The organism is Halomonas salipaludis (genome assembly GCF_002286975.1).
Taxonomy (GTDB): domain Bacteria; phylum Pseudomonadota; class Gammaproteobacteria; order Pseudomonadales; family Halomonadaceae; genus Franzmannia; species Franzmannia salipaludis.
Map to the genome: position 1 here is coordinate 476,682 of NZ_NSKB01000003.1, position 22,742 is coordinate 499,423.

The 22,742-nt window shown below is 65.5% G+C and carries 23 protein-coding genes; 14 read left to right on the forward strand and 9 right to left on the reverse strand.

The window, feature by feature from the left end:
- Positions 1-6 precede the first annotated feature (6 nt).
- A complete protein-coding gene (locus tag CK498_RS09780; RefSeq protein ID WP_095620666.1) occupies positions 7-1,107 on the forward strand; it encodes an amino acid ABC transporter permease in 1,101 nt (366 codons plus the stop codon).
- Between the two features lie 90 nt (positions 1,108-1,197).
- Positions 1,198-1,926: an amino acid ABC transporter ATP-binding protein gene (locus tag CK498_RS09785; RefSeq protein WP_095620826.1), complete on the forward strand. Its 729-nt coding sequence runs from the start codon at positions 1,198-1,200 to the stop codon at positions 1,924-1,926.
- Positions 1,927-1,956: 30 nt separating this feature from the next.
- Here the strand turns inward: CK498_RS09785 and CK498_RS09790 are convergent, their stop codons facing one another.
- On the reverse strand, positions 1,957-2,550 hold the full coding sequence (locus CK498_RS09790; RefSeq protein ID WP_229359026.1) for a histidine phosphatase family protein: 594 nt from the start codon (positions 2,548-2,550) through the stop codon (positions 1,957-1,959).
- Between the two features lie 154 nt (positions 2,551-2,704).
- Here CK498_RS09790 and phnD point away from each other — a divergent pair, with 154 nt between their 5' ends.
- The 4 genes from phnD to phnE (CK498_RS09810) are packed head-to-tail and all read left to right on the forward strand — an operon-like array spanning position 2,705 to position 6,174.
- Positions 2,705-3,712, forward strand: coding sequence for a phosphate/phosphite/phosphonate ABC transporter substrate-binding protein (gene phnD, locus CK498_RS09795; RefSeq protein WP_095620827.1), 1,008 nt, complete (start codon positions 2,705-2,707; stop codon positions 3,710-3,712).
- A 59-nt stretch (positions 3,713-3,771) separates the two neighbouring features.
- On the forward strand, positions 3,772-4,575 hold the full coding sequence (gene phnC, locus CK498_RS09800; RefSeq protein ID WP_095620668.1) for a phosphonate ABC transporter ATP-binding protein: 804 nt from the start codon (positions 3,772-3,774) through the stop codon (positions 4,573-4,575).
- Complete coding sequence (gene phnE, locus CK498_RS09805) at positions 4,562-5,371, forward strand: phosphonate ABC transporter, permease protein PhnE (protein ID WP_095620669.1); 810 nt, start codon at positions 4,562-4,564, stop codon at positions 5,369-5,371. Before phnC ends, phnE (CK498_RS09805) begins: the two co-directional genes overlap by 14 nt.
- A complete protein-coding gene (phnE, locus tag CK498_RS09810; RefSeq protein WP_095620670.1) occupies positions 5,365-6,174 on the forward strand; it encodes a phosphonate ABC transporter, permease protein PhnE in 810 nt (269 codons plus the stop codon). Before phnE (CK498_RS09805) ends, phnE (CK498_RS09810) begins: the two co-directional genes overlap by 7 nt.
- A 9-nt stretch (positions 6,175-6,183) precedes the next feature.
- Here phnE (CK498_RS09810) and CK498_RS09815 read toward each other — a convergent pair whose 3' ends face one another.
- Entirely contained in the window at positions 6,184-6,669 is a 486-nt protein-coding gene (locus CK498_RS09815) for a hypothetical protein (RefSeq protein ID WP_095620671.1), read from the reverse strand.
- Positions 6,670-6,870: 201 nt separating this feature from the next.
- Between CK498_RS09815 and CK498_RS09820 the strand changes: the two genes are divergently transcribed.
- From CK498_RS09820 to CK498_RS09830, 3 genes are all read left to right on the forward strand, one after another.
- A complete protein-coding gene (locus tag CK498_RS09820; RefSeq protein ID WP_095620672.1) occupies positions 6,871-7,299 on the forward strand; it encodes a host attachment protein in 429 nt (142 codons plus the stop codon).
- Positions 7,300-7,416: 117 nt separating this feature from the next.
- Positions 7,417-9,300: a methyl-accepting chemotaxis protein gene (locus tag CK498_RS09825; protein ID WP_095620673.1), complete on the forward strand. Its 1,884-nt coding sequence runs from the start codon at positions 7,417-7,419 to the stop codon at positions 9,298-9,300.
- Positions 9,290-11,398, forward strand: coding sequence for a methyl-accepting chemotaxis protein (locus CK498_RS09830; protein ID WP_095620674.1), 2,109 nt, complete (start codon positions 9,290-9,292; stop codon positions 11,396-11,398). The genes CK498_RS09825 and CK498_RS09830 overlap by 11 nt, the downstream gene beginning before the upstream one ends.
- Here the strand turns inward: CK498_RS09830 and CK498_RS09835 are convergent.
- Positions 11,386-12,312, reverse strand: a complete 927-nt coding sequence (locus CK498_RS09835) for a LysR family transcriptional regulator (protein ID WP_095620675.1) — start codon at positions 12,310-12,312, stop codon at positions 11,386-11,388. The two genes, CK498_RS09830 and CK498_RS09835, sit on opposite strands and share 13 nt — an antisense overlap.
- Positions 12,313-12,480: 168 nt before the next feature.
- Between CK498_RS09835 and CK498_RS09840 the strand changes: the two genes are divergently transcribed.
- Positions 12,481-13,257 (forward strand): ferredoxin--NADP reductase, encoded by a 777-nt coding sequence (locus tag CK498_RS09840; RefSeq protein ID WP_095620676.1) that lies wholly within the window; start codon positions 12,481-12,483, stop codon positions 13,255-13,257.
- 240 nt (positions 13,258-13,497) lie between these two features.
- Here the strand turns inward: CK498_RS09840 and glnK are convergent, their stop codons facing one another.
- The 3 genes from glnK to CK498_RS09860 all read right to left on the reverse strand — a co-directional run bounded on the left by glnK (position 13,498) and on the right by CK498_RS09860 (position 15,679).
- Positions 13,498-13,836: a P-II family nitrogen regulator gene (gene glnK / locus CK498_RS09850; protein ID WP_095620677.1), complete on the reverse strand. Its 339-nt coding sequence runs from the start codon at positions 13,834-13,836 to the stop codon at positions 13,498-13,500.
- A gap of 144 nt (positions 13,837-13,980) precedes the next feature.
- Positions 13,981-15,231 (reverse strand): ammonium transporter, encoded by a 1,251-nt coding sequence (locus CK498_RS09855; protein ID WP_095620678.1) that lies wholly within the window; start codon positions 15,229-15,231, stop codon positions 13,981-13,983.
- A 109-nt stretch (positions 15,232-15,340) separates the two neighbouring features.
- A complete protein-coding gene (locus CK498_RS09860; protein ID WP_095620679.1) occupies positions 15,341-15,679 on the reverse strand; it encodes a P-II family nitrogen regulator in 339 nt (112 codons plus the stop codon).
- Positions 15,680-15,971: 292 nt separating this feature from the next.
- On the opposite strand from CK498_RS09860, the gene CK498_RS09865 reads away from it, so the two are divergent.
- Both CK498_RS09865 and CK498_RS09870 read left to right on the forward strand, forming a co-directional pair.
- On the forward strand, positions 15,972-16,304 hold the full coding sequence (locus CK498_RS09865) for an accessory factor UbiK family protein (protein ID WP_095620828.1): 333 nt from the start codon (positions 15,972-15,974) through the stop codon (positions 16,302-16,304).
- Positions 16,305-16,335: 31 nt separating this feature from the next.
- Positions 16,336-17,847: a YifB family Mg chelatase-like AAA ATPase gene (locus CK498_RS09870; protein WP_095620680.1), complete on the forward strand. Its 1,512-nt coding sequence runs from the start codon at positions 16,336-16,338 to the stop codon at positions 17,845-17,847.
- Between the two features lie 12 nt (positions 17,848-17,859).
- On the opposite strand, the gene CK498_RS09875 is transcribed toward CK498_RS09870, so the two are convergent.
- Complete coding sequence (locus tag CK498_RS09875) at positions 17,860-18,351, reverse strand: hypothetical protein (RefSeq protein ID WP_095620681.1); 492 nt, start codon at positions 18,349-18,351, stop codon at positions 17,860-17,862.
- The gene (locus CK498_RS09880; RefSeq protein ID WP_095620682.1) at positions 18,348-19,328 is read right to left on the reverse strand and encodes an alpha/beta hydrolase; all 981 of its coding nucleotides are present in this window, start codon (positions 19,326-19,328) and stop codon (positions 18,348-18,350) included. The genes CK498_RS09875 and CK498_RS09880 overlap by 4 nt, the downstream gene beginning before the upstream one ends.
- 216 nt (positions 19,329-19,544) lie before the next feature.
- Between CK498_RS09880 and CK498_RS09885 the strand changes: the two genes are divergently transcribed.
- Complete coding sequence (locus tag CK498_RS09885) at positions 19,545-21,719, forward strand: malate synthase G (RefSeq protein WP_095620683.1); 2,175 nt, start codon at positions 19,545-19,547, stop codon at positions 21,717-21,719.
- A 151-nt stretch (positions 21,720-21,870) separates the two neighbouring features.
- Complete coding sequence (locus CK498_RS09890; protein ID WP_095620684.1) at positions 21,871-22,284, forward strand: PaaI family thioesterase; 414 nt, start codon at positions 21,871-21,873, stop codon at positions 22,282-22,284.
- On the opposite strand, the gene CK498_RS09895 is transcribed toward CK498_RS09890, so the two are convergent.
- The gene (locus CK498_RS09895) at positions 22,260-22,652 is read right to left on the reverse strand and encodes a DUF423 domain-containing protein (protein WP_095620685.1); all 393 of its coding nucleotides are present in this window, start codon (positions 22,650-22,652) and stop codon (positions 22,260-22,262) included. The two genes, CK498_RS09890 and CK498_RS09895, sit on opposite strands and share 25 nt — an antisense overlap.
- Between the last annotated feature and the right edge of the window lie 90 nt (positions 22,653-22,742).

Genomic DNA, 22,742 nt, shown 5'->3' on the forward strand with positions numbered 1-22,742 from the left:
CGGGCCATGATTCACCACCATAAGATGATCGAGGCGCGACCGGCGCCCTCCAATACCATTGGCCCCCTGGCCTGGCTGCGTGCCAACCTGTTCAGCGGACCGGTCAACAGCTTCTTCTCGCTGCTCGGGCTGTATCTGCTTTACCTGATGCTGGTACCGACCATCCAGTGGGGGCTGATCAATGCCGACTGGGTGGGCACCAGCCGCGACGACTGCTCCCGCGAAGGGGCCTGCTGGGTGTTCATCAACGCCCGCTTCACCCAGTTCATCTACGGCCTCTACCCGCGTAGCGAGCTGTGGCGGGTCGACCTGACCTTCGCCACCTTCGCCGGGCTGATCGGCTGGTTGATGATCCCGCGGTTGCCGTTCAAGCGCTGGGTGACGCTGGCCACTCTGGTCGGCTTCCCGGTGTTTGCCTACTTCCTGCTCTATGGCGGCCACTTCGGTCTGCCGGTGGTGCAGACCCATCGCTGGGGCGGTCTGATGCTGACCCTGGTGCTGGCCGTGGTGGGCATGGTCGGCGCGCTGCCGATCGGCATCCTGCTGGCGCTGGGGCGGCGTTCGCAGATGCCCATCGTCAAGAGTTTCTGCGTGGTGTTCATCGAGTTCTGGCGCGGCGTGCCGTTGATCACGGTGCTGTTCATGGCCTCGGTGATGCTGCCGCTGTTCATGCCCACCGGCGTCAGCGTCGACCGCCTGATCCGCGCCTTCATCGGTATCACCCTGTTCCAGAGTGCCTATATGGCCGAGGTGGTGCGCGGCGGCCTGCAGGCCATTCCGCGCGGCCAGGAGGAGGCCGCGGCGGCGCTCGGCATGGGCTACTGGAAGCGCATGGGCCTGATCGTGCTGCCCCAGGCCTTGAAGATGATGATCCCCGGCATCGTCAACACCTTCATCTCGCTGTTCAAGGACACCACCCTGGTGATGATCATCGGCCTGTTCGACCTGTTGGGCATCGTCCAGGCGGCGCTGTCGGACTCGCGCTGGCTGGGTTTCGCGCTGGAGGGGTATATCTTCGCGGCGTTCATGTTCTGGATCTTCTGCTTCAGCATGTCGCGCTACAGCCAGTATCTCGAACGCAAGCTGCATACCGGCCACAAACGCTGACCGGCGCCAACGACAACAGCAATAACCGCATACAGGATGGGCATCATGAGTGAACACGCTATGCAATCCCAGGCCGGCGCCGGCGATCTGATGGTCGAGATGCGCGGCGTCAACAAGTGGTACGGCGACTTCCACGTGCTGCGCGATATCAGCCTCGAGGTGCGGCGTGGTGAGCGGATCGTCATCTGTGGTCCCTCGGGGTCGGGCAAGTCGACACTGATTCGCTGCATCAACCATCTCGAAGAGCATCAGCAGGGTGAGATCGTGGTCGGCGGCATGCCGCTGACCCAGGACATCAAGCGCATCGAGCAGATTCGCCGCAGCGTCGGCATGGTGTTCCAGCACTTCAACCTCTTTCCCCACCTCACGGTGCTGGAAAACTGCTGCCTGGCGCCGATGTGGGTGCAGAAAAAACCGCGCAAGGAGGCCGAGGCGCGGGCCATGCAGTACCTCGAACGGGTGCAGATCGCCGAGCAGGCGTTGAAGTACCCGGGGCAGCTCTCCGGCGGCCAGCAGCAGCGCGTGGCGATCGCCCGCTCGCTGTGCATGCACCCCGAGGTGATGCTGTTCGACGAGCCGACCTCGGCGCTCGACCCGGAGATGATCAAGGAGGTGCTCGACGTCATGGTCGAGCTGGCCAACGAGGGCATGACCATGCTCTGCGTGACCCATGAAATGGGCTTTGCCAAGACCGTGGCCGACCGGGTGATCTTCATGGATCAGGGCCAGATCATCGAGGAGAACGCCCCGGAGCCGTTCTTCAACGACCCGCAGTCCGAGCGGACCCAGCTGTTCCTCAGCCAGATCCTGGGTCACTGAGGCAGGCGCTATTGGGCCCTGCGGGCCTCCCTAGCGCCCCACCTGCGTGACGCTGGCCGGCATCAGCGGCGTTTGCTGCCGATGCTGGCTCAGTGCACGCCCCCCAAGCGCCGTCAGCAGGATCTGCAACGGATCGCCATGGCTGACCAGCAAGATGGTCGCATCGCGGTGCGCCTCCTCTAGCTCGTCGATGACCGCCTGCAGCCTGGCGGCGACGCTGGCCACGCTCTCCACCCCGTACTCGCCATGCTGCGGATCCTCGGCGTCCAGCGCCCAGACCCTGGGGTAGTGGCTGTCGGCCTGGCGTTCCAGGCTGCCGAAGCCACGCTCACGCAGTCGCAGCTCTGGCGCCATGGCGAGGCCGAAGTGGCGGGCGACCCGTTCGGCGGTCTCGGTGGTGCGCAGGAAGTCGGAGTGCAGGATATGCGTGGGCGCGGGCCAGGGCCACTCGGCAATGACTTCATCGAGCTGGGCTTGGCCGAGCGTTGAGAGGCCGAAGGCGTCCAGGCCGTTGTCGGGATGGCTGATGATCAGCCCTTGCTGGTTGGCCTGGCTATGGCCGTGACGCATCAGTAAATAGCGATTTCGCCAGGTCGCCGGAGGGCGCGGTAAAGTGTTTGACATGCGTTCGTCATAAACCCTAGATTGGAAGTTGTGTTTTCGAAATCAATCATCCCATGCGGCTAATGTCTAATAACGAAAAGGCGCATCCGAATTTCGATAAATTTTCTTATAAAAAAACAACACCATGAGGCACGCCATGAAAACCAAGATCGATATGGCCGCGGTCCAGGCGGCTCCGTTCAAGAAACGCCCACTCGCTTCGCTGGCGCTGATCTCGCTGCTGCCGCTGGCGATGCTGGCCTCGGCCAGTGCCCAGGCCGACTGCCCGCGCGGTGATCTGGACAGCATCTACTGCGACGAAGATGGCGACATGGTCGCCGACCGCCCCGCCGACGAGTCCGAGTGGGCCAACCCCGACACGCTGATCTTCGCCTATACCCCGGTGGAAGATCCAGCCATCTACTCCGACATCTGGCAGCCGTTCATCGACCACCTCGAAGAGGTGACCGAGCGCGACGTGCGCTTCTTTGCCGTGCAGTCCAACTCGGCCCAGGTCGAGGCGATGCGCAGTGGCCGGCTACACATTGCCGGCTTCTCCACCGGGCCGACACCCTTCGCGGTCAACCTCGCCGGGGCCGTGCCCTTCGCCCTGATGGGGTCCGACGACGGCCAGTTCGGCTATACCCTGCAGGTCTACACCCACGTTGATTCCGGCATCGACGAAATGGCGGACCTCGCGGGCAAGCGCGTCGCGCATACCTCGCCGACCTCCAACTCCGGCAACCAGGCACCGCGGGCGCTGTTCCCCGATCTCGGCGTGGTGCCCGATGAGGACTACGAGGTGGTCTATTCCGGCAGCCACGACCAGTCGATGCTCGGCGTGGTGGCCCGTGACTATGATGCTGCCCCGGTAGCGTCAGAGGTGGTCGAACGGATGGCGGCCCGTGGCCTGTATGACGAGGATGAGGTCAAGATCATCTATGAGTCCGACCGTTTCCCGACCACCTCCTACAACTACGCACACAACCTGCATCCCGACCTGGTCGAGAAGATCGAAGAGGCCTTCTTCAGCTTCGATTTCGCCGGCACTGCGTTGGGTGAGGAGTTCGAAGGCGTCGAGAAATTCATTCCGATCAACTACCAGGAGCACTGGCAGGTCATCCGCACCATCCAGGCCGCCAATGATGTGAGCTATACCCGCGAAGACCTGGATCAGGAGTAAAGGCGCGTGCCCGGCCGTCAAGCGGCCGGGACACGACGATCATCTAGACGAGGTGACGGATGCTGGAAATCTCCAATCTGGTCAAGCGTTATGGCCACGATGAAGCCGTCTTGAAAGGCCTCGACCTCACGGTTGAAGGCAACAGTGTGGTGGCCATCGTCGGCGCTTCGGGGGCCGGCAAGAGCACCATGCTGCGCTGTATCAATCGCCTGGTCGAACCCACCTCGGGGTCGATCAAGCTCAACGGCAACGAACTGGTCAAGCTGCGCGGGGCCGCCCTGCGCCGCGCGCGGCGCAAGATCGGCATGGTCTTTCAGGGCTTCAACCTGATCGACCGGCTGACGGTAATGGAGAACGTGCTGGCCGGCCGACTGGGCTACGTCAGTCTCTACCAGGCCATCTCGCGGCGTTACCCGCCGGCCGATATCGAGCGCGCCTTCAGCCTGATGGAGCGCGTGGGCATCGCCCACTATGCCAACAAGCGTGCCGACGAGCTCTCTGGCGGCGAGCGTCAGCGGGTCGGGGTCGTGCGAGCGCTGATGCAGGAGCCGGAAGTGCTGCTGGCCGATGAGCCCACCGCCTCGCTGGATCCGCGTACCTCCGAGCAGATCATGATCCTGCTGCAGAGCCTGGCCAGCGAGCTGTCGCTGCCGGTGCTGATCAACATTCATAATGTATCCCAGGCCAAGACCTATACCGAGCGCATCGTCGGGCTGCGCCACGGCAAGATGATCTTCGACGGCGCCCCCAGCGACTTCAACCAGGACGCATTGGATGCCATCTACGGCGGCATCGAGGCGCCCGAGGAGGAAGTCGCTGAAGTGCCGCCCACGGCGGAAGGGGTGAGCCATGACCAGGCCTGACGCCAGCGCGCCGGCCAGGACCTGGCGCAAGCCGCCGTTCATTGCTAATCCTTGGTTGCGCTACGGGCTGTGGCTGGTGCTTGTGGTCTACCTGGTGTGGGCGTTAGGCACGCTACCCTTCAATTGGGAACGTATCAGTGAGGGCCTGCCGCGGGCCGCGCGTATTTTCGGTGGCGGCTTTCCACCCAGCTTCGAGCGCGGCGGCCTGCTGCTCACCGGCTTCAAGGAGAGTTTCCAGATTGCCATTCTGGCCACCCTGCTGGGGGTGGCGCTGTCGATTCCCTTCGCGGTGATGGCGGCACGCAACGTCGCGCCGCTGCCGGTCTACCTGTTCGGCCGCGCGGTGATCATCGTGTCGCGCAGCTTCCATCCGGTGATCGTGGCCATTCTGTTCGTTGCCGCGGTGGGCTTCGGCCCGCTGGCCGGCATCCTGACCCTGACGCTCTACTCCATCGGCTTCGTCGGCAAGCTGCTCGCCGAAGAGATCGAGGAGATCGACTGGGGCCAGGTCGAGGCGATGAAGGCGACCGGCGCGGGCTATTTCGCGATTCTGATCTATGCCGTGTTTCCTCAGATCCTACCGCGTCAGGTGGGGCTGTCGATGTATCAGCTCGACAGCAACCTGCGCGCCTCGGCGGTGGTCGGCATCGTCGGTGCCGGGGGCATCGGCGGCACCCTGATGAACGCCTTCGGGCGCTACGACTATGACTTCGCGTTCGCCATCTTGCTGACCATCATTGCGGTGATCCTGATCAGCGAGGGCATCAGCGGCTGGGTAAGGAAGAAGATATGGTAGATCACGCCACTGCGCTGGCCGACCGCGTCTGGCAGCGCTATGACCGCCGCGAGCGCCTGATCCGCTATGCCGTGCTGCTGGTGACGATGATGGTGGTCTACTGGGCGGTGCGCGACATCGATATCTTCTGGCCCTGGGTATGGGATGCGCCCAACCAGATATCGAGCCTTGGCGCGCGCATGTGGCCACCGGACCCGAGCCGCCTGGCGGCGATCCTCAACGCCATGATCGAGACGGTGCATATCGCCACCCTGGCGACCCTGCTGACCATCTTCGTGGCCCTGCCGGTCTCCTATATCGCTGCGCAGAACACCACGCCCAACCGCTTCTGCCTATGGCTGGGGCGCTTCATCCTGGTCTCCAGCCGTTCGGTCAACACCATCATCTGGGCGCTGCTGTTCGTCGCCATCTTCGGCCCTGGGGTGCTGGCCGGGATCCTGGCGATCATGTTTCGTTCGATCGGCTTCATCGGCAAGCTGATGGGCGAGGCGATCGAGGAGATCGACCGCCGCCCGGTAGAGGCGATGGAGGCCACCGGCGCCTCCAAGGCCAAGGTGATCGTCTACGCCATCGTACCCCAGGTGATGCCGGCGTTCTTCGCCATCGTGATCCTGCGCTGGGACATCAATATCCGCGAATCGACGGTGCTCGGGCTGGTCGGTGCCGGCGGTATCGGGGTGATTTTGCAGGGGTCCATCGATACCTTTGCCTGGCCCACGGTGGCGACCATCCTGATCGCCATCGTGGTGCTGGTGTTGATCGGCGAGGCGATCACCAGCCTGCTGCGTCGCAAGGTGCTGTAGCGCCGTGGCCTAGAGGTGCGGCTCCTGGCGTGACGCCACTTCCGGCGCGGCGCTGGCGGCCAGGTCGAGGGGCGGCTCGTCGACGCCGCGACGCTGTGGCCTGGCCACCCTCGCCGTACCCACGGCGCCCTCCTCGAGATGCATCTCACGCGCCTGGCTGGTCCAGGCCTCCTGGCTGTCGTGCACGGCCGGGCGGCGTTCGAAGGAGCGGGTTACCACGGCGCTGGGAGCGAAACCGCCGCGTAGTTGGCCGAGGTGGTGGGGCAGCAACCACAGCTCGGCCAGCAGGCGCAGCGCAACCATCGCCAGCAGCAGCGCGCCGCTGCCCAGGGCCAGGGTTGGCCAGGCCTCGGCCCAGCCGGCGCTGCTCAGCCACGGCGTGCGTGGGGCGAGCCACAGCGCCGCGCCGGCCACCAGGCCGATTTGCAGCAGCAGATGACAGGAGATCAGGGTGGCGCGCGCCAGCGGCGCACGGGGGAACAGGAACTGACGCATAGGGGAAAACCTCCTGGTAAGCGGACGCACAGATACGCGCAGGTTGCGCCGACTTCCGTGACGGCGTCCAGATGCTACCCCAGTTCGCGCCTGGCGTCAGTTGATTGGTTGACCCGCTGCTGCGGCCTTGCCACGCTCAAAGACAAGGTCGGCGGATGGCCGCCGACCGTCATACCCCAGGGCAACCGCCAAGGAGACACGATGACGACCTATATCGTAGTGGCAGATGCAGCCAGGGCTCGCCTGTTTACACGCGATGCGCTGACGCTGCAGGAGCAGGAGAGTCTGGTTCACGCCGAAGGTCGCCTCCACGAAGGCGACCTGGTCACCGACAACGGTGCCAATGTGCACGAATCCATGTCGACCACATCGCGCTCCTCCGGGGGCGAGAACACCGCATCTCAGCACCAGGCCGAACTGTTTGCCAAGCAGGTGGCCGAGCGGCTCTACCAGGCGCGGGTCGACAATACCCTGCAGAAGCTGATTCTGGTGGCACCGCCCAAGTTTCTCGGTCTGCTGCGCGACAAGCTCGATGGTCCCACCGCCAAGCGGGTGATTCACTCGCTGTCCAAGGACCTCTCCAAGTCATCGCTGGGCGACATCCAGGAGGCCGTCAGCGACATGCGCTGATAACGATGCGACTTTCGTATCAAGTTTGGGGTGCGCTTGCCGATAACCCGAGCTCTACGTCGACGCATGACTGCCATGCGTCGGTGAGTCTTGACTCACTATCAGCGAGAGCGCCCCATGCTATCCACCCTGCGAGCCCGCATCCTGGCCACCACCCTGGTGGTGATCGTCCTGGCACTGATCATCAACGGAGCTGCCAGCTACCTTACCCTCAAGACGCATAACGACACCCAGATCGCCGGCAACCTGAATGCCGTTGCCAGCGGTAATGCCCGCGCCATCGACGAGTGGCTTGCGGCGCGTATAGCCATGCTCCAGGCCGTCGAGTCAGGGGCCCAGAGTGACGCGCCGATGGATGCCCTGTTGCAGTTGGAGGCCTCGGGAGGTTTCCTGGCGACCTACGTCGCTGATGAGCGGAGTGGGCAGATGGTGTCGTCAGACGGCTGGGAACCGCCCGCCGACTACGATCCACGCGAACGTCCCTGGTATCAACAGGCCAAGTCATCCGGCGAGACGGTTGTCACCGAGCCCTATATCGATGCTGGCACTGGCCAACTGGTGGTGACGATCGCACAACCCTTCTATCGCGGAGGCTCACTGGCTTCCGTCGTGGGCGGTAACATCGCGATTGATGAGGTGGTCGAGAGCGTCGCCGCCATTGCCCCTACCCCCTCCAGCTTCGCATTTCTGGTCGCGGCTGATGGCACCCTGGTTGCGCACTCCGATGCAGACAAGATTCTCGCGCCTAGCACCGACTTGGCCGCGGAGCTCGATGCCGGTTACCTGCAGGCGCTGCTTGCGCGGGATTCGCCACGCCGCTTGATGATGAACGAGCGTCCGCGTCTGCTGCAGGCGCAGCCCATCTCGTCTGGGAGTGACTGGCAGCTGGTCATTGCCCTCGACGAGCGCGAGGCCACCGCCGGGCTGCGCGGCGTACTCACCAGCTCGCTGACCACGCTGGTTGTGGTCGCACTGGTCGCCAGCCTGGTGCTGGGCGTACTGCTCAAGGTGATCTTCCGACGGCTGCAGACGGCCCGCGATGCCATGGACAACATCGCCTCCGGTGACGGCGACCTGACCCAGCGGCTACCCGAACAGGGCCATGACGAAGTGGCGCAGATCGCCGCCTCCTTCAACCGCTTCGTGGCCAAGATGGAGGCGGTGCTGCTCGACGTGCGCGGCAGCAGCGAAGCGGTCAACACTGCCGCCAGCGAGATCGCCCACGGCGGCCAGGACCTGTCGCGGCGCACCGAGAATGCCGCCTCCAGCCTGCAGCAGACGTCGGCCTCGATGGAGGAGATCACCAGCACCGTGGAGCACACTGCGGCTTCGGCTCGCGAGGCCAACCAGCTGTCGCAGTCGGCCTCGGCGGTTGCCGGTCGCGGCGGCGAGGTGGTTTCCCAGGTGGTGTCGACCATGGACGAGATCACCGCGTCGTCGCGCAAGATCGGTGAGATCGTCAGCGTCATGGACGGCATCGCCTTCCAGACCAACCTGCTGGCGCTCAACGCCTCGGTGGAGGCGGCCCGGGCCGGCGAGCAGGGCCGCGGCTTTGCCGTGGTGGCCGGTGAGGTGCGCCAGCTGGCCAGCCGCAGCGCCGATGCCGCGCGCGAGATCAAGGGGCTGATCGAGAGCTCCAGCGACAAGGTCGACAGCGGCACCCAACTGGTGCGTACCGCCGGCGAGACCATGGATGAGATCGTCGCCAGCATCGCCCGGGTCACCGACGTGCTGGGAGAGATCACCTCGGCGGCGGGGGAGCAGAGCGACGGCATCGGCCAGGTCAATGTAGCGGTGGCCGAGCTCGACCGCATGACCCAGGAGAACGCCGCCATGGTCGAGGAGTCGACGGTGGCCGCCGAACAGCTCAAGGAGCAGTCCGAGCACCTCAGCCGGGCGATCGGGGCCTTTACGCTGTCGTCGTCATCGCCCGTGGCGACGCGGCTCACTCGAGATCCGCAGGCCGATAGCGTGGCAGGGAGGCTAGCACATGCAGGCTAGATCGATTCGCCAGTTCGTGGTCATGCTGGCTGGCACTTGCCTCTTGATGGTCGTGGTGGCGCTGGTGAGCTATGCGCTGTATGCCTCGTCGCGGACACAGGACACCGTCGAGCAGCATACCCGTGAGCTGCTGGAAGGGGCTGCCGAGCAGCGCTTGTCAGCGCTGGCCGAAGCCGAGGTTGGCCGCATCCAGGGCCAGCTTGCCCATGCGCTGACCCTGGCGACTCAGCTGGCCAATGCCAATGCCTTGATGGGGCAGCGCGATGCTGACGGGCGTCGTGCCTTCTCGATCAGTCGTCGTGAGCTGTCCCAGCTGGTGCGCCAGACGGTGGCTGAAAACCCCTCGCTGCTCGATGCCTTTATCGGCTGGGAGCCCGATGCCTTTGGCAGTGATGCCCGCTATGCCGGGCTCGAGCGTGATGGTTACGATGGCAGCGGGCGGTTCATGCCGTGGTGGTATCGCACCGAAACGGGGGGCATCGAGGTACTGCCGCTGGGCGATACCATGGAGAGTGACACGCGCATGGCAAGCGGCATTCGCGAAGGCGAGTACTATCTCTGCCCGCGTGAGACGCTGGCCCCCTGCATCATCGATCCGGCGCCCTATGATTATGACGGCGAGACGCTGCTGGTCACCTCGTTCAATGTACCGGTGGTAGTCGACGGCGAGTTTCGCGGCGTTGCAGGGGTCGACCTGGCCCTGGACTTCATTCAGGAGCTCCTTGTCGCGGCCAATGCCGGACTCTACGACGGTGCCGGTGAAATGGCCCTGGTGGCCGGTGGCGGTGGCCTGGCAGGGCACACGACTGAGCGTGACGGGCTCGGCGGGCTTGCCGAGCAGGCGCTGGGAACCGCCCAGCTGGCACGCACCGAGCAGGCGCGTGACCAGCGAGAGGCGGTGAGCGTGGTCGAGGATGGTATGTTCGAGCGCTACCAGCCGTTCGCCATCGGCGATGTCGATACGCCCTGGGTGCTGATGATCCGTCTCCCGGAACCGGCCGTGCTGGCCGAGCTCGGCGCACTGCAGACGACCCTCGCAGAGCAGCGGCGTGCCGATACCCTGGGCATGAGCCTGGTGGGGGTGGTGCTGGCTGCCCTGGGACTGCTGGCCCTGTGGCTGGTGGGGACCAGTATCTCGCGCCCGCTCAAGCGTCTGGCGGAGCGGATGCGCGAGATTGCCTCGGGTGACGGCGACCTCACCCAGCGCTTGCCGGTGCGTGGCCGCGACGAGGGCGCGGCGCTGGCCACCCAGTTCAACGCCTTTGCCGATAAGATCCATGACGTGCTGCTCGACGTGCGTGCCAGCAGCGAAGCGGTCAACACTGCCGCCAGCGAGATCGCCCACGGCGGCCAGGACCTGTCGCGGCGCACCGAGAATGCCGCCTCCAGCCTGCAGCAGACGTCGGCCTCGATGGAGGAGATCACCAGCACCGTGGAGCACACCGCGGCCTCGGCCCGCGAGGCCAACCAGCTGTCGCAGTCGGCCTCGGCGGTTGCTGGTCGTGGCGGCGAGGTGGTTTCCCAGGTGGTGTCGACCATGGACGAGATCACCGCGTCGTCGCGCAAGATCGGTGAGATCGTCAGCGTCATGGATGGCATCGCCTTCCAGACCAACCTGCTGGCGCTCAACGCCTCGGTGGAGGCGGCCCGGGCCGGCGAGCAGGGCCGCGGTTTTGCCGTGGTGGCCGGTGAGGTGCGCCAGCTGGCCAGCCGCAGCGCCGATGCCGCGCGCGAGATCAAGGGGCTGATCGAGAGCTCCAGCGACAAGGTCGACAGCGGCACCCAGCTGGTGCGTACCGCCGGCGAGACCATGGACGAGATCGTCGCCAGCATCGCCCGGGTCACCGACGTGCTGGGAGAGATCACCTCGGCGGCGGGGGAACAGAGTGAGGGCATCGGCCAGGTCAATGTGGCGGTGGCCGAGCTCGACCGCATGACCCAGGAGAACGCCGCCATGGTCGAGGAGTCGACGGTGGCCGCCGAACAGCTCAAGGAGCAGTCGCTGCGGCTGGCTGCGGTGATAGGCGGCTTCACCCTGGCCGAGCATGGCGACCGGGCACCGCTGCTGGAGCGCCCGGCGCCACCTCAGGGGATGTAGGGCAGGTCGATTTCGTCGCTGCGTGAAATGCCGGCAGTCATCTGCCGGCACAGCTTGAGGAACTCGCGCATGCCGGTGGTCAGGTACTTGTGGCGGTGCCAGATGAAGGTGAACTGACGCTTCAGGTCCAGCTCCGGCGTGGCGAGCGGCACCAGGCTGCCGCGGCGAAAGGCGTCGCGCAGCGCCAGACGCGACACGCAGCCGATCCCCAGGCCCGACTCCACGGCGCGCTTGATGCCCTCGGTGTGCTCGAGCTCGAGCAGCGTATTGAAGCGCCCGCGGCGGTGCCGCGCGGCGTGCTCCAGGGTCAACCGGGTGCCCGAGCCCGGCTCGCGCATGATCCAGTCCTCGCGCAGCAGCCGATCCATCTCCAGGGTGCCGGTGCCGGCCAGGGAGTGGCGCGGCGAACAGAATACTACCAGCTCATCCTCCACCCATGGCTGCATCACCACGTCCTCATGCTGGCAGTCCCCCTCGATGAGGCCCAGGTCCAGCTCGTGCTGGACGATGCGCTCGATGATCGCACTGGTGTTGCGCACCTGCAGGCGTACGCGGCTGTCCGGATGGCGCTGCATGAAGTCGCTGATCAGCAGCGTGGCCAGGTAGTTGCCGATGGTCAGGGTGGCGCCAACGTCCAGCGAGCCGATGCCACGCTGGCCGCGCAGCAGCTCCTCGATCTCCTCGGCGCGGTCGAGCAGCGCCACCGCCTTGGGCAGGATCTGAAAGCCCAGCGCGTTGAGCTTGAGGCGCTTGCCGATGCGGTCGAGCAGTTGGCAGTCGAACTGCCGCTCGAGCTCGGCCAGGGCGGTACTGGCCGCCGACTGTGACAGCGCCAGGGCATTGGCCGCCCGTGAAACGCTCTCGTGCTGGGCAACGGCCACGAAGACTTCCAGTTGGCGCAGGGTATAGCGCATCTCGGTACCCCCATACGGGACGATGCTGTATATCTATATCATAGATATGCTTTATTCATACAACCCATTTAACAGATATGTGCGCGGCGCTTAAACTACATGGCATAAACACGGCGGCGGCTTATGCGCCAATGGAATACTTGTCTTATCCTCACCCGGGAGCCGGTCATGAGCAAGTTCGCTCTGGAAGAAGTGCTTAGCGTTCACCACTGGAACGATACCCTGTTCAGTTTTCGCACCACCCGCGAGCGCAGCCTGCGCTTCAAGAACGGCCAGTTCGTGATGATCGGCCTCGAGGTGAGCGGCAAGCCGCTGATGCGTGCCTACTCCATCGCCAGCCCCAACTACGAGGATCACCTCGAGTTCTTCAGCATCAAGGTGCCGGACGGCCCTCTCACCTCGCGCCTGCAGCACCTCAAGGTCGGCGACCAGATCATGGTCAGTCGCAAGCCCACCGGCACCCTGGTCACCGACGACCTGCTGCCGGGCCGCAACCTCTACCTGCTCTCCACCGGCACTGGGCTGGCACCGTTCATGAGCCTGATCCAGGACCCCGAGGCCTACGAGCGCTTCGAGAAGATCGTGTTGATCCACGGCGTGCGTACGGTCAGCGAGCTGGCCTATGCGGACTTCATCTCAAAGGAGCTGCCGGCCCATGAATACCTCGGCGACGAAATCGCCGAAAAGCTGGTCTACTACCCGACCGTGACCCGTGAGGAGTTCCATACCACCGGGCGCCTCACCGATCATATCCGCACCGGCAAGCTGTTCGAGGATACCGGCCTGGCGCCGCTCGATCCCAAGCAGGACCGCGCCATGATCTGCGGCAGCCCGGCGATGCTCGACGAAACCAGCGCGCTGCTCGACGACCTGGGCTTCAATATCTCGCCGCGCATGGGCGAGCCTGGCGACTACGTGATCGAGCGGGCGTTCGTCGAGAAATGACCCGGCTTCGCCGGGAGCTGTAAGCTGGAAGAGCGCCGCTGCGCGGCTGGACGCCGGAAGAGAAAACCCCCGTGGCCTGGGCCACGGGGGTTTTCCATTACACCAGCGGTGGTGATGCTATGTGGCTTCGAGCTTCGAGCTTCGAGCTTCGAGCTTCGAGCTTCGAGCTTCGAGCTTCGAGCTTCGAGCTTCGAGCTTCGAGCTTCGAGCTTCGAGCTTCGAGCTTCGAGCTTCGAGCTGTCAGACCGCGTCCTTGCCGGTTTCGCCGGTGCGAATCCGAATGACCTGCTCCAGCGGCGAGACGAAGATCTTGCCGTCACCGATCTTGCCGGTGTTGGCCACGTTGGTGATGGCATCGATGACCTTGTCGGCCATGGCATCGTCCACGGCGACCTCGAGCTTCACCTTGGGCAGGAAGTCGACCACGTACTCGGCGCCACGATACAGTTCGGTATGGCCCTTCTGGCGGCCGAAGCCCTTGACCTCGGTCACGGTGATGCCCTGAACGCCGATCTCGGAGAGCGATTCACGAACGTCGTCGAGCTTGAACGGCTTGATGATGGCAGTCACCAGTTTCATGGTCTTTCTCCTCGCATCCTATGGGTGGGGCTGGCCCCAGGTTCAAGCATTATCTCCTACCAGCATACACCGCCCGGCCAGATATGAAAAAAGGCCCCCCGAAGGGGGCCAGGGGAGCACGCCAGCTCACTCGGTATAGCGCCGTTACTTCTTGGCGACGCTGAATTCGGGATAGGCTTCGAGGCCGCATTCGGCGATATCGACGCCTTCATACTCTTCTTCTTCGCTGACCCGGATGCCCATGATCGCCTTGAGCACCAGCCACACGGCCAGGCTTGCCGCGAAGACCCAGGCAAAGATGCCGATGATGCCGATGATCTGGGCGCCGAAGGAGGCGTCGGCATTCGACAGCGGCACTGCCAGCACGCCCCAGATCCCGACCACACCGTGCACCGAGATGGCACCGACCGGATCATCGAGCTTGAGCTTGTCGAGGCTGACGATGGCGGCCACCACGATGGCACCGCCCACGGCACCGATCAGCGTGGCACCCAGCGCGGAGGGCGCGAGGGGCTCGGCGGTGATCGCCACCAGGCCGGCCAGGGCGCCGTTCAGGGCCATGGTCAGGTCGGCCTTGCGGAACCACAGCTTGGCCAGGATCAGCGCGGTGATCACGCCACCGGCGGCCGCAGCGTTGGTGTTGACGAACACCTGGGCGACGTTATTGGCCGAGATGCCGTCAGACATCTTCAGCTCGGAGCCACCGTTGAAGCCGAACCAGCCCATCCACAGGATGAAGGTACCCAGGGTAGCCAGCGGCATGTTGGCACCGGGGATGGCGTAGATCGCACCGTCCTTGCCGTACTTGCCCTTACGCGGGCCCAGTACCAGTACACCGGCCAGGGCGGCAGCTGCGCCGGCCATGTGCACGATGCCGGAACCGGCGTAGTCGGAATAGCCCATTGCGTCGAGCCAGCCACCGCCCCAGGTCCAGTAGCCAGAGACCGGGTAGATGACGCCGGTCATGACCACCGCGAAGGCCAGGAAGGCCCACAGCTTCATGCGCTCGGCCACGGCACCCGAGACGATCGACATCGCAGTGGCAACGAATACCACCTGGAAGAAGAAGTCGGAGCGCATCGAGTAGTAGGGCGCATCCACGTCGCCGGAGGTGATGGCGTCGAGAGTGTTCTCGCTGCCGATCAGGAAGCCCAGGTTAGGCAGGAAACCGCCGCCGGCGCTGGAATACATGATGTAGTAGCCGACCAGCAGATACATGGTGCAGGCGATGGCGAACAGCGCGATGTTCTTGGTCAGAATCTCGGCGGTGTTCTTGGAGCGTACCATGCCGGCCTCGAGCATCGAGAAGCCGGCGGCCATCCACATGACCAGTACGCCACAGATGAGAAAGTAGAAGGTGTCGAGCGCGTATGTCAGCTCTGCTAATTCTGTCATTGGGTGTTCTCCTGTGCCCATGTCGTGCCTGGTTGGGCCGCGTTAGTGTCCGCGTTGAGCATCGTTTTTCTGGATTCCTGCGTCCTTGGGCGAAGCACTGGGGCGCCGCTTATACCGCGTCGGCGCCGCGTTCGCCGGTGCGAATGCGGATGACGTCTTCCAGGGGAGTGACGAATAGCTTGCCGTCGCCGATCTTGCCGCTGTTGGCCGCGGTACGGATGGCATCGAGAACGCTTTCGACGCGCGAATCGTCGACGGCGATCTCGACCTTGACCTTGGGCAGGAAGTCGACGACGTATTCAGCGCCGCGGTACAGCTCGGTGTGGCCCTTCTGGCGCCCGAAGCCCTTGACCTCGGTGACGGTGATGCCCTGAACGCCGTTGTCTGCCAGCGCTTCACGGACATCATCCAGCTTGAACGGCTTGATAATGGCGGTGATGAGTTTCATCCCGAATCTCCCAGATGAAAAGGATTGAGGCGTGCATAACGGCTTGCGCCTGATTAGGACATAGCGTGAAGCGTGCCAGGCTATATATTTCGCTTTTTAATCAGTCGTATAGGGGGTGGTATGCACCATTGTGCAGAGTCTCCATGGGAGGGAATGGAGGGCTTTGCACCAAATAGGAGCGCCGAGGAAAGCTTAATGCCTCATAATGGGGCGCTGCTTGGGCATGCGTGCCACTGGCAGCTTGCGTATGCTTGGGTATGAGGCATATCCGCTGGATGACGAGGAGAATCACGTGACCCATCAAGATCGATTTGGCCGTCTGGCCCGTGAGCTGGGCGAGCGGTTGCAGGGTGCCTCCCAGGCGCCGGAGGAGATTCACAAGGGGGTGCAGCAGGTGGTGCGCGGCGCCTGCGAGCGTCTCGAGCTGGTATCCCGCGAAGATTTCGATATTCTCATGGATGTACTGCAACGCACCCGCAGCCGCGTCGAGGCGCTGGAAGCGCGGGTCGCTACGCTTGAAGCAGCGCTCGACGAGGGCGCGACACCCAGCGCTGAAAGCCACCGCGCGGCTAGCGTCGACACCCCGCCCGCCGAAGATGCCGGCGGCGGCGAGCCTTCGCGCTGACGCCACGCCATTTCACCGGCGAGGGACCGCCATGACGCTTGCCATCATCAATACCCGCGCCAGCCTGGGGCTCGACGCGCCTGAAGTGCTGGTCGAGGTACACCTGGCCAACGGCCTGCCGGGCCTGACCCTGGTGGGGCTGGCCGAGGCGGCGGTCAAGGAGAGCCGCGAGCGGGTACGCAGCGCGCTGATCAACGCCGGCCTCGAGTTTCCCACCACCCGCCGCATTACCCTCAACCTGGCGCCCGCCGACCTGCCCAAGGAAGGCGGGCGCTTTGATCTGCCGATTGCGCTGGGCATCCTGGTCGCCTCGGGGCAGGTGCCGGGGGAGGCGCTGGAGACGGTGGAGTGCCTTGGCGAGCTGGCGCTGGACGGCAAGCTGCGTCCGGTCACCGGGGTACTGCCGGTGGCCCTGGCGGCGCGGCGTGCCGGGCGCACCCTGATCGTGCCCCGTGCCAACGCCGACGAAGCGGCCCTGGCCAGTGGGCTCGAGGTACTGCCGGCGGAGCATCTGCTGGAGGTGGTGGCGCACCTGTTGGGTCAGCGGCAGCTGGCGGCACACCACGCCGAATCGCGGCCCCTCGAGGCCGTGGCCAGCGGCATGGATCTGGCCGAGGTGCGCGGCCAGCAGCAGGCACGTCGCGCCCTGGAGATCGCTGCCGCCGGTGCCCACAATTTGCTGCTGGCCGGCCCGCCGGGAACCGGCAAGACCATGCTGGCCAGCCGGCTGCCGGGCATCCTGCCGCCGCTGGAGGAGGATGAAGCGCTGGAAGTGGCGGCGATCCGCTCGGTGATCGGGCTGCCGCTCACCGACGACTGGGGGCGACGGCCGTTTCGTACCCCGCACCATACCGCCAGCGCCGTGGCATTGGTCGGCGGCGGCTCCAAGCCGCGCCCCGGGGAAATCTCGCTGGCCCATCACGGCGTGCTGTTTCTCGACGAACTGCCGGAATTCTCGCGCCATGTGCTCGAGGTGATGCGCGAGCCGATGGAGTCGGGCAGCATCGCGCTGTCGCGGGCCAACCATCAGCGCCGCTATCCGGCGCGCTTTCAGCTCGTTGCCGCCATGAACCCTTGCCCCTGCGGCCACCTTGGCGACCCGCGCAGCCGCTGCCAGTGCAGCGCCGCGCAGATCCAGCGCTACCAGCAGCGTCTCTCCGGCCCGCTGCTGGACCGCATCGACCTGCAGGTCGAGGTGCCGGCGCTGCCGCCGGAGCAGTTGACCTCCCAGCAGGCCGGCGAGAGCTCCGCTGCAGTGCGAGAACGAGTGCTGGCGGCGCGTGCCCGGCAGGCCCGGCGCGGTGCGCTCAACGCTCATCTACCGGGGCGTGAGCTGGAAGCCGCCTGCGCCCTGGACAGCGCCACCCGCGCCTGGCTGGCCGGGGTGCTGGAGCGGCTCAATCTCTCGGCGCGGGCCTACCATCGCGTGCTGCGCGTGGCCCTGACCCTGGCCGACCTGGCGGGCGATGCGCGCCCCGAGCGTCGCCAGCTGATGGAGGCGATCGGCTATCGGCAGCTCGACCGGCTGCTCAAGGCCGGCTGAGCCAGGTCCTCTTTAAAGTGCGGTGGCGTCGAAGGCCCCGAACAACGTCTCTTCCCACTGCGGCTCGCTGTCGCCCAGGCGGCGCAGACGCATGTGCAGTGCATAGGGCAGCAGCTCGCGGTCGGAGAGCGTCAGCCGCGGGCCGTCGGCGCTGAGTCGAGTCTCCAGCAGCCATTGATTGTCCCGCGAGTCGCTGTCCTGCATCTCCGGCGCCCAGTCGATGACCTGCGGCCCGTCGCTGGGGGCCAGCAGCGCCCGGCTGAGGCTCTCGGTGAAGCGCGACTGGCTGACCCCCAGGCCGTCGTCGACCTCGGGCGTGGCCAGTAGCAGCACCACGTCGGGGGTGTCGCGGGTCCAGACCGGTTCGCGCAGCAGGCTTGCGGTGGCCGTTTCGCCGAGGCCGAACAGCGCCTGGCGCAGTAGAGTGGGAGCATCCGGGGCGCTGGCGCAGCCGCTGAGCAGCAGGCCGAGCAGCGCTGCTCGCAGGAGAGTGAGTCGCTTCATGTGCCCAGCCGCTGTACGTTGCAGGGCGCTACATCATCGAGGAAAACGCTTAGCTCATCGAAGAGCACCTGACGAATGGGTTCGGCCTCGTTGACCAGGTGGTGGCGCGCTTCGGGGTGGCGATAGACCCGGGCGCGCGGAAACTTGCGGGTCATCACCTCGAGATTCCAGGCCCAGTCGACGGTCAGATCCTGTTCACCCTGCAGAATCAATACCGGCAGCTGGCTTGTCGGCAGCGCGATCAGCTGCGGCATCCAGCGGCGCATGGCGCTGACCCAGGTCAGCGTCAGGTAGTCGGCCTGCAGCGGGTCGGCCTCGCGCAGGAAGGCGGTGAAGTCGCTGTCCGAGGAGTTGGGGCGGTACTTGCGCGGCAGGGTGGTGATGAAAGGGCTGGCCAGGCGGTGCAGCCAGCTCGACTGCGGCCAGCCCAGCGGGCGCACCAGCGGGGCCAGCAGCGCCAGGCCCTGCCAAGTGCTGGGCTCGCCATGGCGCAGCGCATCGGTGGCCAGGATTGCCGCGCCGGTACTCTGGCCGATGCCGACCCAGGGCTTGGGAATCAGCCCCTGGTGGTCGAGTTGGGCCTGCAGCTCGGCAAGGCACTCGCCGTAGTCGTCGAAGTCATCGATGGTGGCGCGCTCGCCGCTCGACAGGCCGTGCCCCGGCAGGTCCCACAGCACTACCCGCCAGCCCTGGGCGAGTAGACGCTCGAGCAGATGGCGGTAGAGCCCCAGGTGATCGAAGTAACCGTGGACCACGAAGGCGGTGCCGCGCGGCGCCGTTGGCGTCCAGATCTGGGTCCATAGGCGAAAGCCGCGGGCATCGAGGTAGCCGACGTGTAGCGCGACGTGATCGCCCAGCAGCGGCGCGAGCTGGTAGTGCGCGAGATAGTGATCGAGATGTGGCGTCCATGGGGTACTGCCGGGCACGCGGGCCGGCGCGATGGGCCCGAGGGCCTGCAGCGGTGCGAAATCGGTCATCCAACCCTCCCTAGTACGCTCATGCTAGCGCTGGCAGGCCTGGCAAGCCATATTGCGACAGCAACATTTCATCATTTGGTCGAGTCTGGCAGACCGCGGTGACATTTTCAGGTAGCATGTGGAAGCCATTTCCATAAAAAAATGTTACTTTTGGGAACACCCAAAACGACCCACGGCCGGTATGCGCTACCGGTCACAGCGCATCAGGAGACTCTCATGACTGACCGTGTCACCCGCCATCGTCTTCAGGTGGCCTCCGAGTTGGACCGTTTCATCAACGATCAGGCCCTGCCTGGCACTGGCGTCGATGCAGAGACCTTCTGGTCCGGTGTCGATGCGCTGTTTCACGATTTGACCCCGAAGAATCGCGAATTGCTCGCCGAGCGCGAGCGTCTGCAGGGCGAGCTCGATGCCTGGCACCGTGAAAACCCTGGCCCGGTCAGCGACATGCCCGCCTATCGCGACTTTCTCAAGCGCATTGGCTACCTCGCCGAGGCCCCGGCCAAGGTCGCCGCCACCACCCAGAACGTCGATGCCGAGGTCGCCACCCAGGCCGGCCCGCAGCTGGTGGTGCCGGTAAACAACGCCCGCTATGCGCTGAATGCCGCCAATGCCCGCTGGGGCAGCCTCTACGATGCCCTCTACGGCACCGATGCCATCAGCGAGGAGGACGGCGCCGAGAAGGGCACCAGCTACAACCCCAAGCGCGGTGACAAGGTCATCGCCTATGCCCGCGGCGTCCTCGACCGCGCCGCGCCGCTGGCCACCGGCTCGCACCGCGATGCCGTCAACTATGCGCTGCGCGACGGCCATCTGGTGGTGACCCTCGAGGGTGGCCGCGAGACCGGCCTCAAGGACCCCGGCAAGCTGGTCGGCTTCCAGGGCGACGCCGCCAAGCCCCAGGGGATCCTGCTCGCCAACCACGGTCTGCATCTGGAAATCCAATTCGATACCAGCCACCCGATCGGCAAGACCGACCCGGCTGGCGTCAAGGACCTGCTGGTCGAGGCCGCGCTGACCAGCATCATGGACTGCGAGGACTCGGTGGCGGCGGTCGACGCCGAAGACAAGGTGGTGGTCTATCGCAACTGGCTGGGCTTGATGAAGGGCGACCTCGAAGAGCAGTTGGAGAAGGGTGGCAAGACCATCACCCGGCGCCTCAATCCGGATCGCCAGTACCAGACCCCCGATGGCGGCAGCCTGATCCTGCCCGGCCGTGCGCTGATGTTCGTGCGCAACGTCGGCCACCTGATGACCAACCCCGCGGTGCTCGACGCCGACGGCAACGAGCTGCCGGAAGGCATCCTCGATGCGGTGGTCACTGGCCTGCTGGCGCTGCACGACCTCAACAAGGGTGACGGCGAGCCGCGCAACTCGCGCGCCGGCTCGGTGTACATCGTCAAGCCCAAGATGCACGGCCCCCAGGAAGTCGCCTTCGCCAACGAGCTGTTCGGCCGCGTGGAAGACATCCTGGGCATGGCTCGCGATACCCTCAAGATGGGCATCATGGACGAGGAGCGGCGAACCACCGTCAACCTCAAGGCGTGCATCAACGCTGCGGCCTCGCGGGTGGTGTTCATCAATACCGGCTTCCTCGACCGTACCGGCGACGAGATGCACACCGCCATGGAAGCCGGTCCCATGATTCGCAAGGGTGACATGAAGGGCGCCAAGTGGATCGCTGCCTACGAGCGCAACAACGTGCTGGTCGGCCTGGCCTGCGGGCTGCGCGGGCGCGCCCAGATCGGCAAGGGCATGTGGGCCATGCCCGACCTGATGGCGGCTATGCTCGAGCAGAAGATCGGCCACCCCAAGGCTGGCGCCAACACCGCCTGGGTACCGTCGCCCACCGCCGCGGCACTGCACGCCCTGCACTACCACCAGGTCGACGTTGCGGCAGTGCAGCGTGAACTGGAAGGCCAGGGCGACGTCGACCTGCTCGACGACCTGCTGACGGTGCCGGTGGCCGAGAGCGCCAACTGGTCCGACGAGGAGATCCAGCAGGAGCTCGACAACAACTGCCAGGGCATCCTCGGCTATGTGGTGCGCTGGGTCGAGCACGGCGTGGGTTGCTCCAAGGTGCCGGATATCCACAACGTCGGGCTGATGGAAGACCGCGCCACGCTGCGTATCTCCAGCCAGCACCTGGCCAACTGGCTGCACCACGGGGTGGTCGACGCCGAGCGCGTGCAGAAGACCCTGGAGCGCATGGCCAAGGTGGTCGACGAGCAGAACGCCGGCGACCCCGGTTACACCGCCATGAGCGCCGACTTCTCGGCCTCCAGCGCCTTCAAGGCCGCCTGCGACCTGGTGTTCAAGGGGCGCGTGCAGCCGGCGGGCTACACCGAGCCGCTGCTCCACGAGTGGCGTCAGGTGCACAAGGCCAAGTAATCCCGGCCGCGTGCAATGAACGGGCCCCGGTGCACTGCACCGGGGCCCGTTGTGTCATGGGCCAAGCGCGGTGCAGGGATATCGCCGTACAGCGCACCTTGCGCTATCTTGGGCGCAGCGACACTCGCCGCCGAGCCGCCAGGAGGGCGCCATGACCGTAATGACCGCAGCCGCCATCGAGGAATTTCTCGACGAGGTGTTTCCGCATCGCCAGGGCACCATCGAGGGCGTCGACGAGATGCGCGCCACCATGAGCCTGGCCATCGAGGACGAGCACCTGCGCCCCGGCGCCTGCGTCTCCGGGCCCAGCATGATGGGGCTGGCCGATGTCTGCCTCTACGTGGCGATCCTGGCCCAGATCGGCCCTGAGCCGATGGCGGTGACCAGCGACATGAACTGCCACTTCCTGCGCCGCGCCCGCGGCGACCGCGACCTTATCGCCAACGCGCGCATCGTCAAGCTCGGCCGCCGCCTGGCGGTGGGCGAGGTGCAGCTGTTCTCCGCCGGCGACGAGGAGCCGGTAGCGCTGGTGACGGCGACCTATGTACTTCCCGACGCTGACTGAGCACGCAGCGCGCTGACGGCCAGTGTGATCCAGCCGGCGATAAAGGCGACGCCGCCCAGCGGCGTGATCATGCCCAAGCGGCCGATGCCGCTTAGCGCCAGGGCGTAGAGCGACCCCGAGAACAGCACTATGCCCAGCGCCCAGAGGCCCAGCGTCAGCTGCTGGCCGCGCAGGGGCTGGCCGGCGCGCCAGGCCAGCACCCCGAGCATCGCTAGGGTATGCCACATCTGATAGCGCACGCCGGTCTCGAAGGCCGCCAGCAGGCGTGCCGGCAGCTGGCCCTGCAGGCCATGGGCGGCGAAGGCGCCGAGGGCCACGGCCAGGCCGCCGCTAAGCGCTATCGCCAGCCACCAGGGGGTGTCGCGCATGGGGGAAATCTCCTTGTCGAAGGCGCCCATACCGTACCCCGCTGGCGCGTTACAGGCTACAATAGTGACCCCCGAACCGCTGCGATTCGC

Excerpts from the sequence above, each read along its gene's own strand:
- CK498_RS09830 (WP_095620674.1), top strand. The coding sequence starts at position 9,290 with ATGCAGGCTAGATCGATTCGCCAGTTCGTGGTCATGCTGGCTGGCACT.
- CK498_RS09825 (WP_095620673.1), top strand. The coding sequence starts at position 7,417 with ATGCTATCCACCCTGCGAGCCCGCATCCTGGCCACCACCCTGGTGGTG.
- CK498_RS09785 (WP_095620826.1), top strand. The coding sequence starts at position 1,198 with ATGGTCGAGATGCGCGGCGTCAACAAGTGGTACGGCGACTTCCACGTG.
- CK498_RS09880 (WP_095620682.1), bottom strand. The coding sequence starts at position 19,328 with ATGACCGATTTCGCACCGCTGCAGGCCCTCGGGCCCATCGCGCCGGCC.
- CK498_RS09835 (WP_095620675.1), bottom strand. The coding sequence starts at position 12,312 with ATGCGCTATACCCTGCGCCAACTGGAAGTCTTCGTGGCCGTTGCCCAG.
- CK498_RS09895 (WP_095620685.1), bottom strand. The coding sequence starts at position 22,652 with ATGCGCGACACCCCCTGGTGGCTGGCGATAGCGCTTAGCGGCGGCCTG.
- CK498_RS09855 (WP_095620678.1), bottom strand. The coding sequence starts at position 15,231 with ATGACAGAATTAGCAGAGCTGACATACGCGCTCGACACCTTCTACTTT.
- CK498_RS09815 (WP_095620671.1), bottom strand. The coding sequence starts at position 6,669 with ATGCGTCAGTTCCTGTTCCCCCGTGCGCCGCTGGCGCGCGCCACCCTG.
- CK498_RS09790 (WP_229359026.1), bottom strand. The coding sequence starts at position 2,550 with ATGTCAAACACTTTACCGCGCCCTCCGGCGACCTGGCGAAATCGCTAT.
- phnE (WP_095620670.1), top strand. The coding sequence starts at position 5,365 with ATGGTAGATCACGCCACTGCGCTGGCCGACCGCGTCTGGCAGCGCTAT.
- phnE (WP_095620669.1), top strand. The coding sequence starts at position 4,562 with ATGACCAGGCCTGACGCCAGCGCGCCGGCCAGGACCTGGCGCAAGCCG.
- phnC (WP_095620668.1), top strand. The coding sequence starts at position 3,772 with ATGCTGGAAATCTCCAATCTGGTCAAGCGTTATGGCCACGATGAAGCC.
- CK498_RS09870 (WP_095620680.1), top strand. The coding sequence starts at position 16,336 with ATGACGCTTGCCATCATCAATACCCGCGCCAGCCTGGGGCTCGACGCG.
- CK498_RS09875 (WP_095620681.1), bottom strand. The coding sequence starts at position 18,351 with ATGAAGCGACTCACTCTCCTGCGAGCAGCGCTGCTCGGCCTGCTGCTC.
- CK498_RS09890 (WP_095620684.1), top strand. The coding sequence starts at position 21,871 with ATGACCGTAATGACCGCAGCCGCCATCGAGGAATTTCTCGACGAGGTG.
- phnD (WP_095620827.1), top strand. The coding sequence starts at position 2,705 with ATGGCCGCGGTCCAGGCGGCTCCGTTCAAGAAACGCCCACTCGCTTCG.
- glnK (WP_095620677.1), bottom strand. The coding sequence starts at position 13,836 with ATGAAACTGGTGACTGCCATCATCAAGCCGTTCAAGCTCGACGACGTT.
- CK498_RS09780 (WP_095620666.1), top strand. The coding sequence starts at position 7 with ATGATTCACCACCATAAGATGATCGAGGCGCGACCGGCGCCCTCCAAT.
- CK498_RS09860 (WP_095620679.1), bottom strand. The coding sequence starts at position 15,679 with ATGAAACTCATCACCGCCATTATCAAGCCGTTCAAGCTGGATGATGTC.
- CK498_RS09840 (WP_095620676.1), top strand. The coding sequence starts at position 12,481 with ATGAGCAAGTTCGCTCTGGAAGAAGTGCTTAGCGTTCACCACTGGAAC.
- CK498_RS09885 (WP_095620683.1), top strand. The coding sequence starts at position 19,545 with ATGACTGACCGTGTCACCCGCCATCGTCTTCAGGTGGCCTCCGAGTTG.
- CK498_RS09820 (WP_095620672.1), top strand. The coding sequence starts at position 6,871 with ATGACGACCTATATCGTAGTGGCAGATGCAGCCAGGGCTCGCCTGTTT.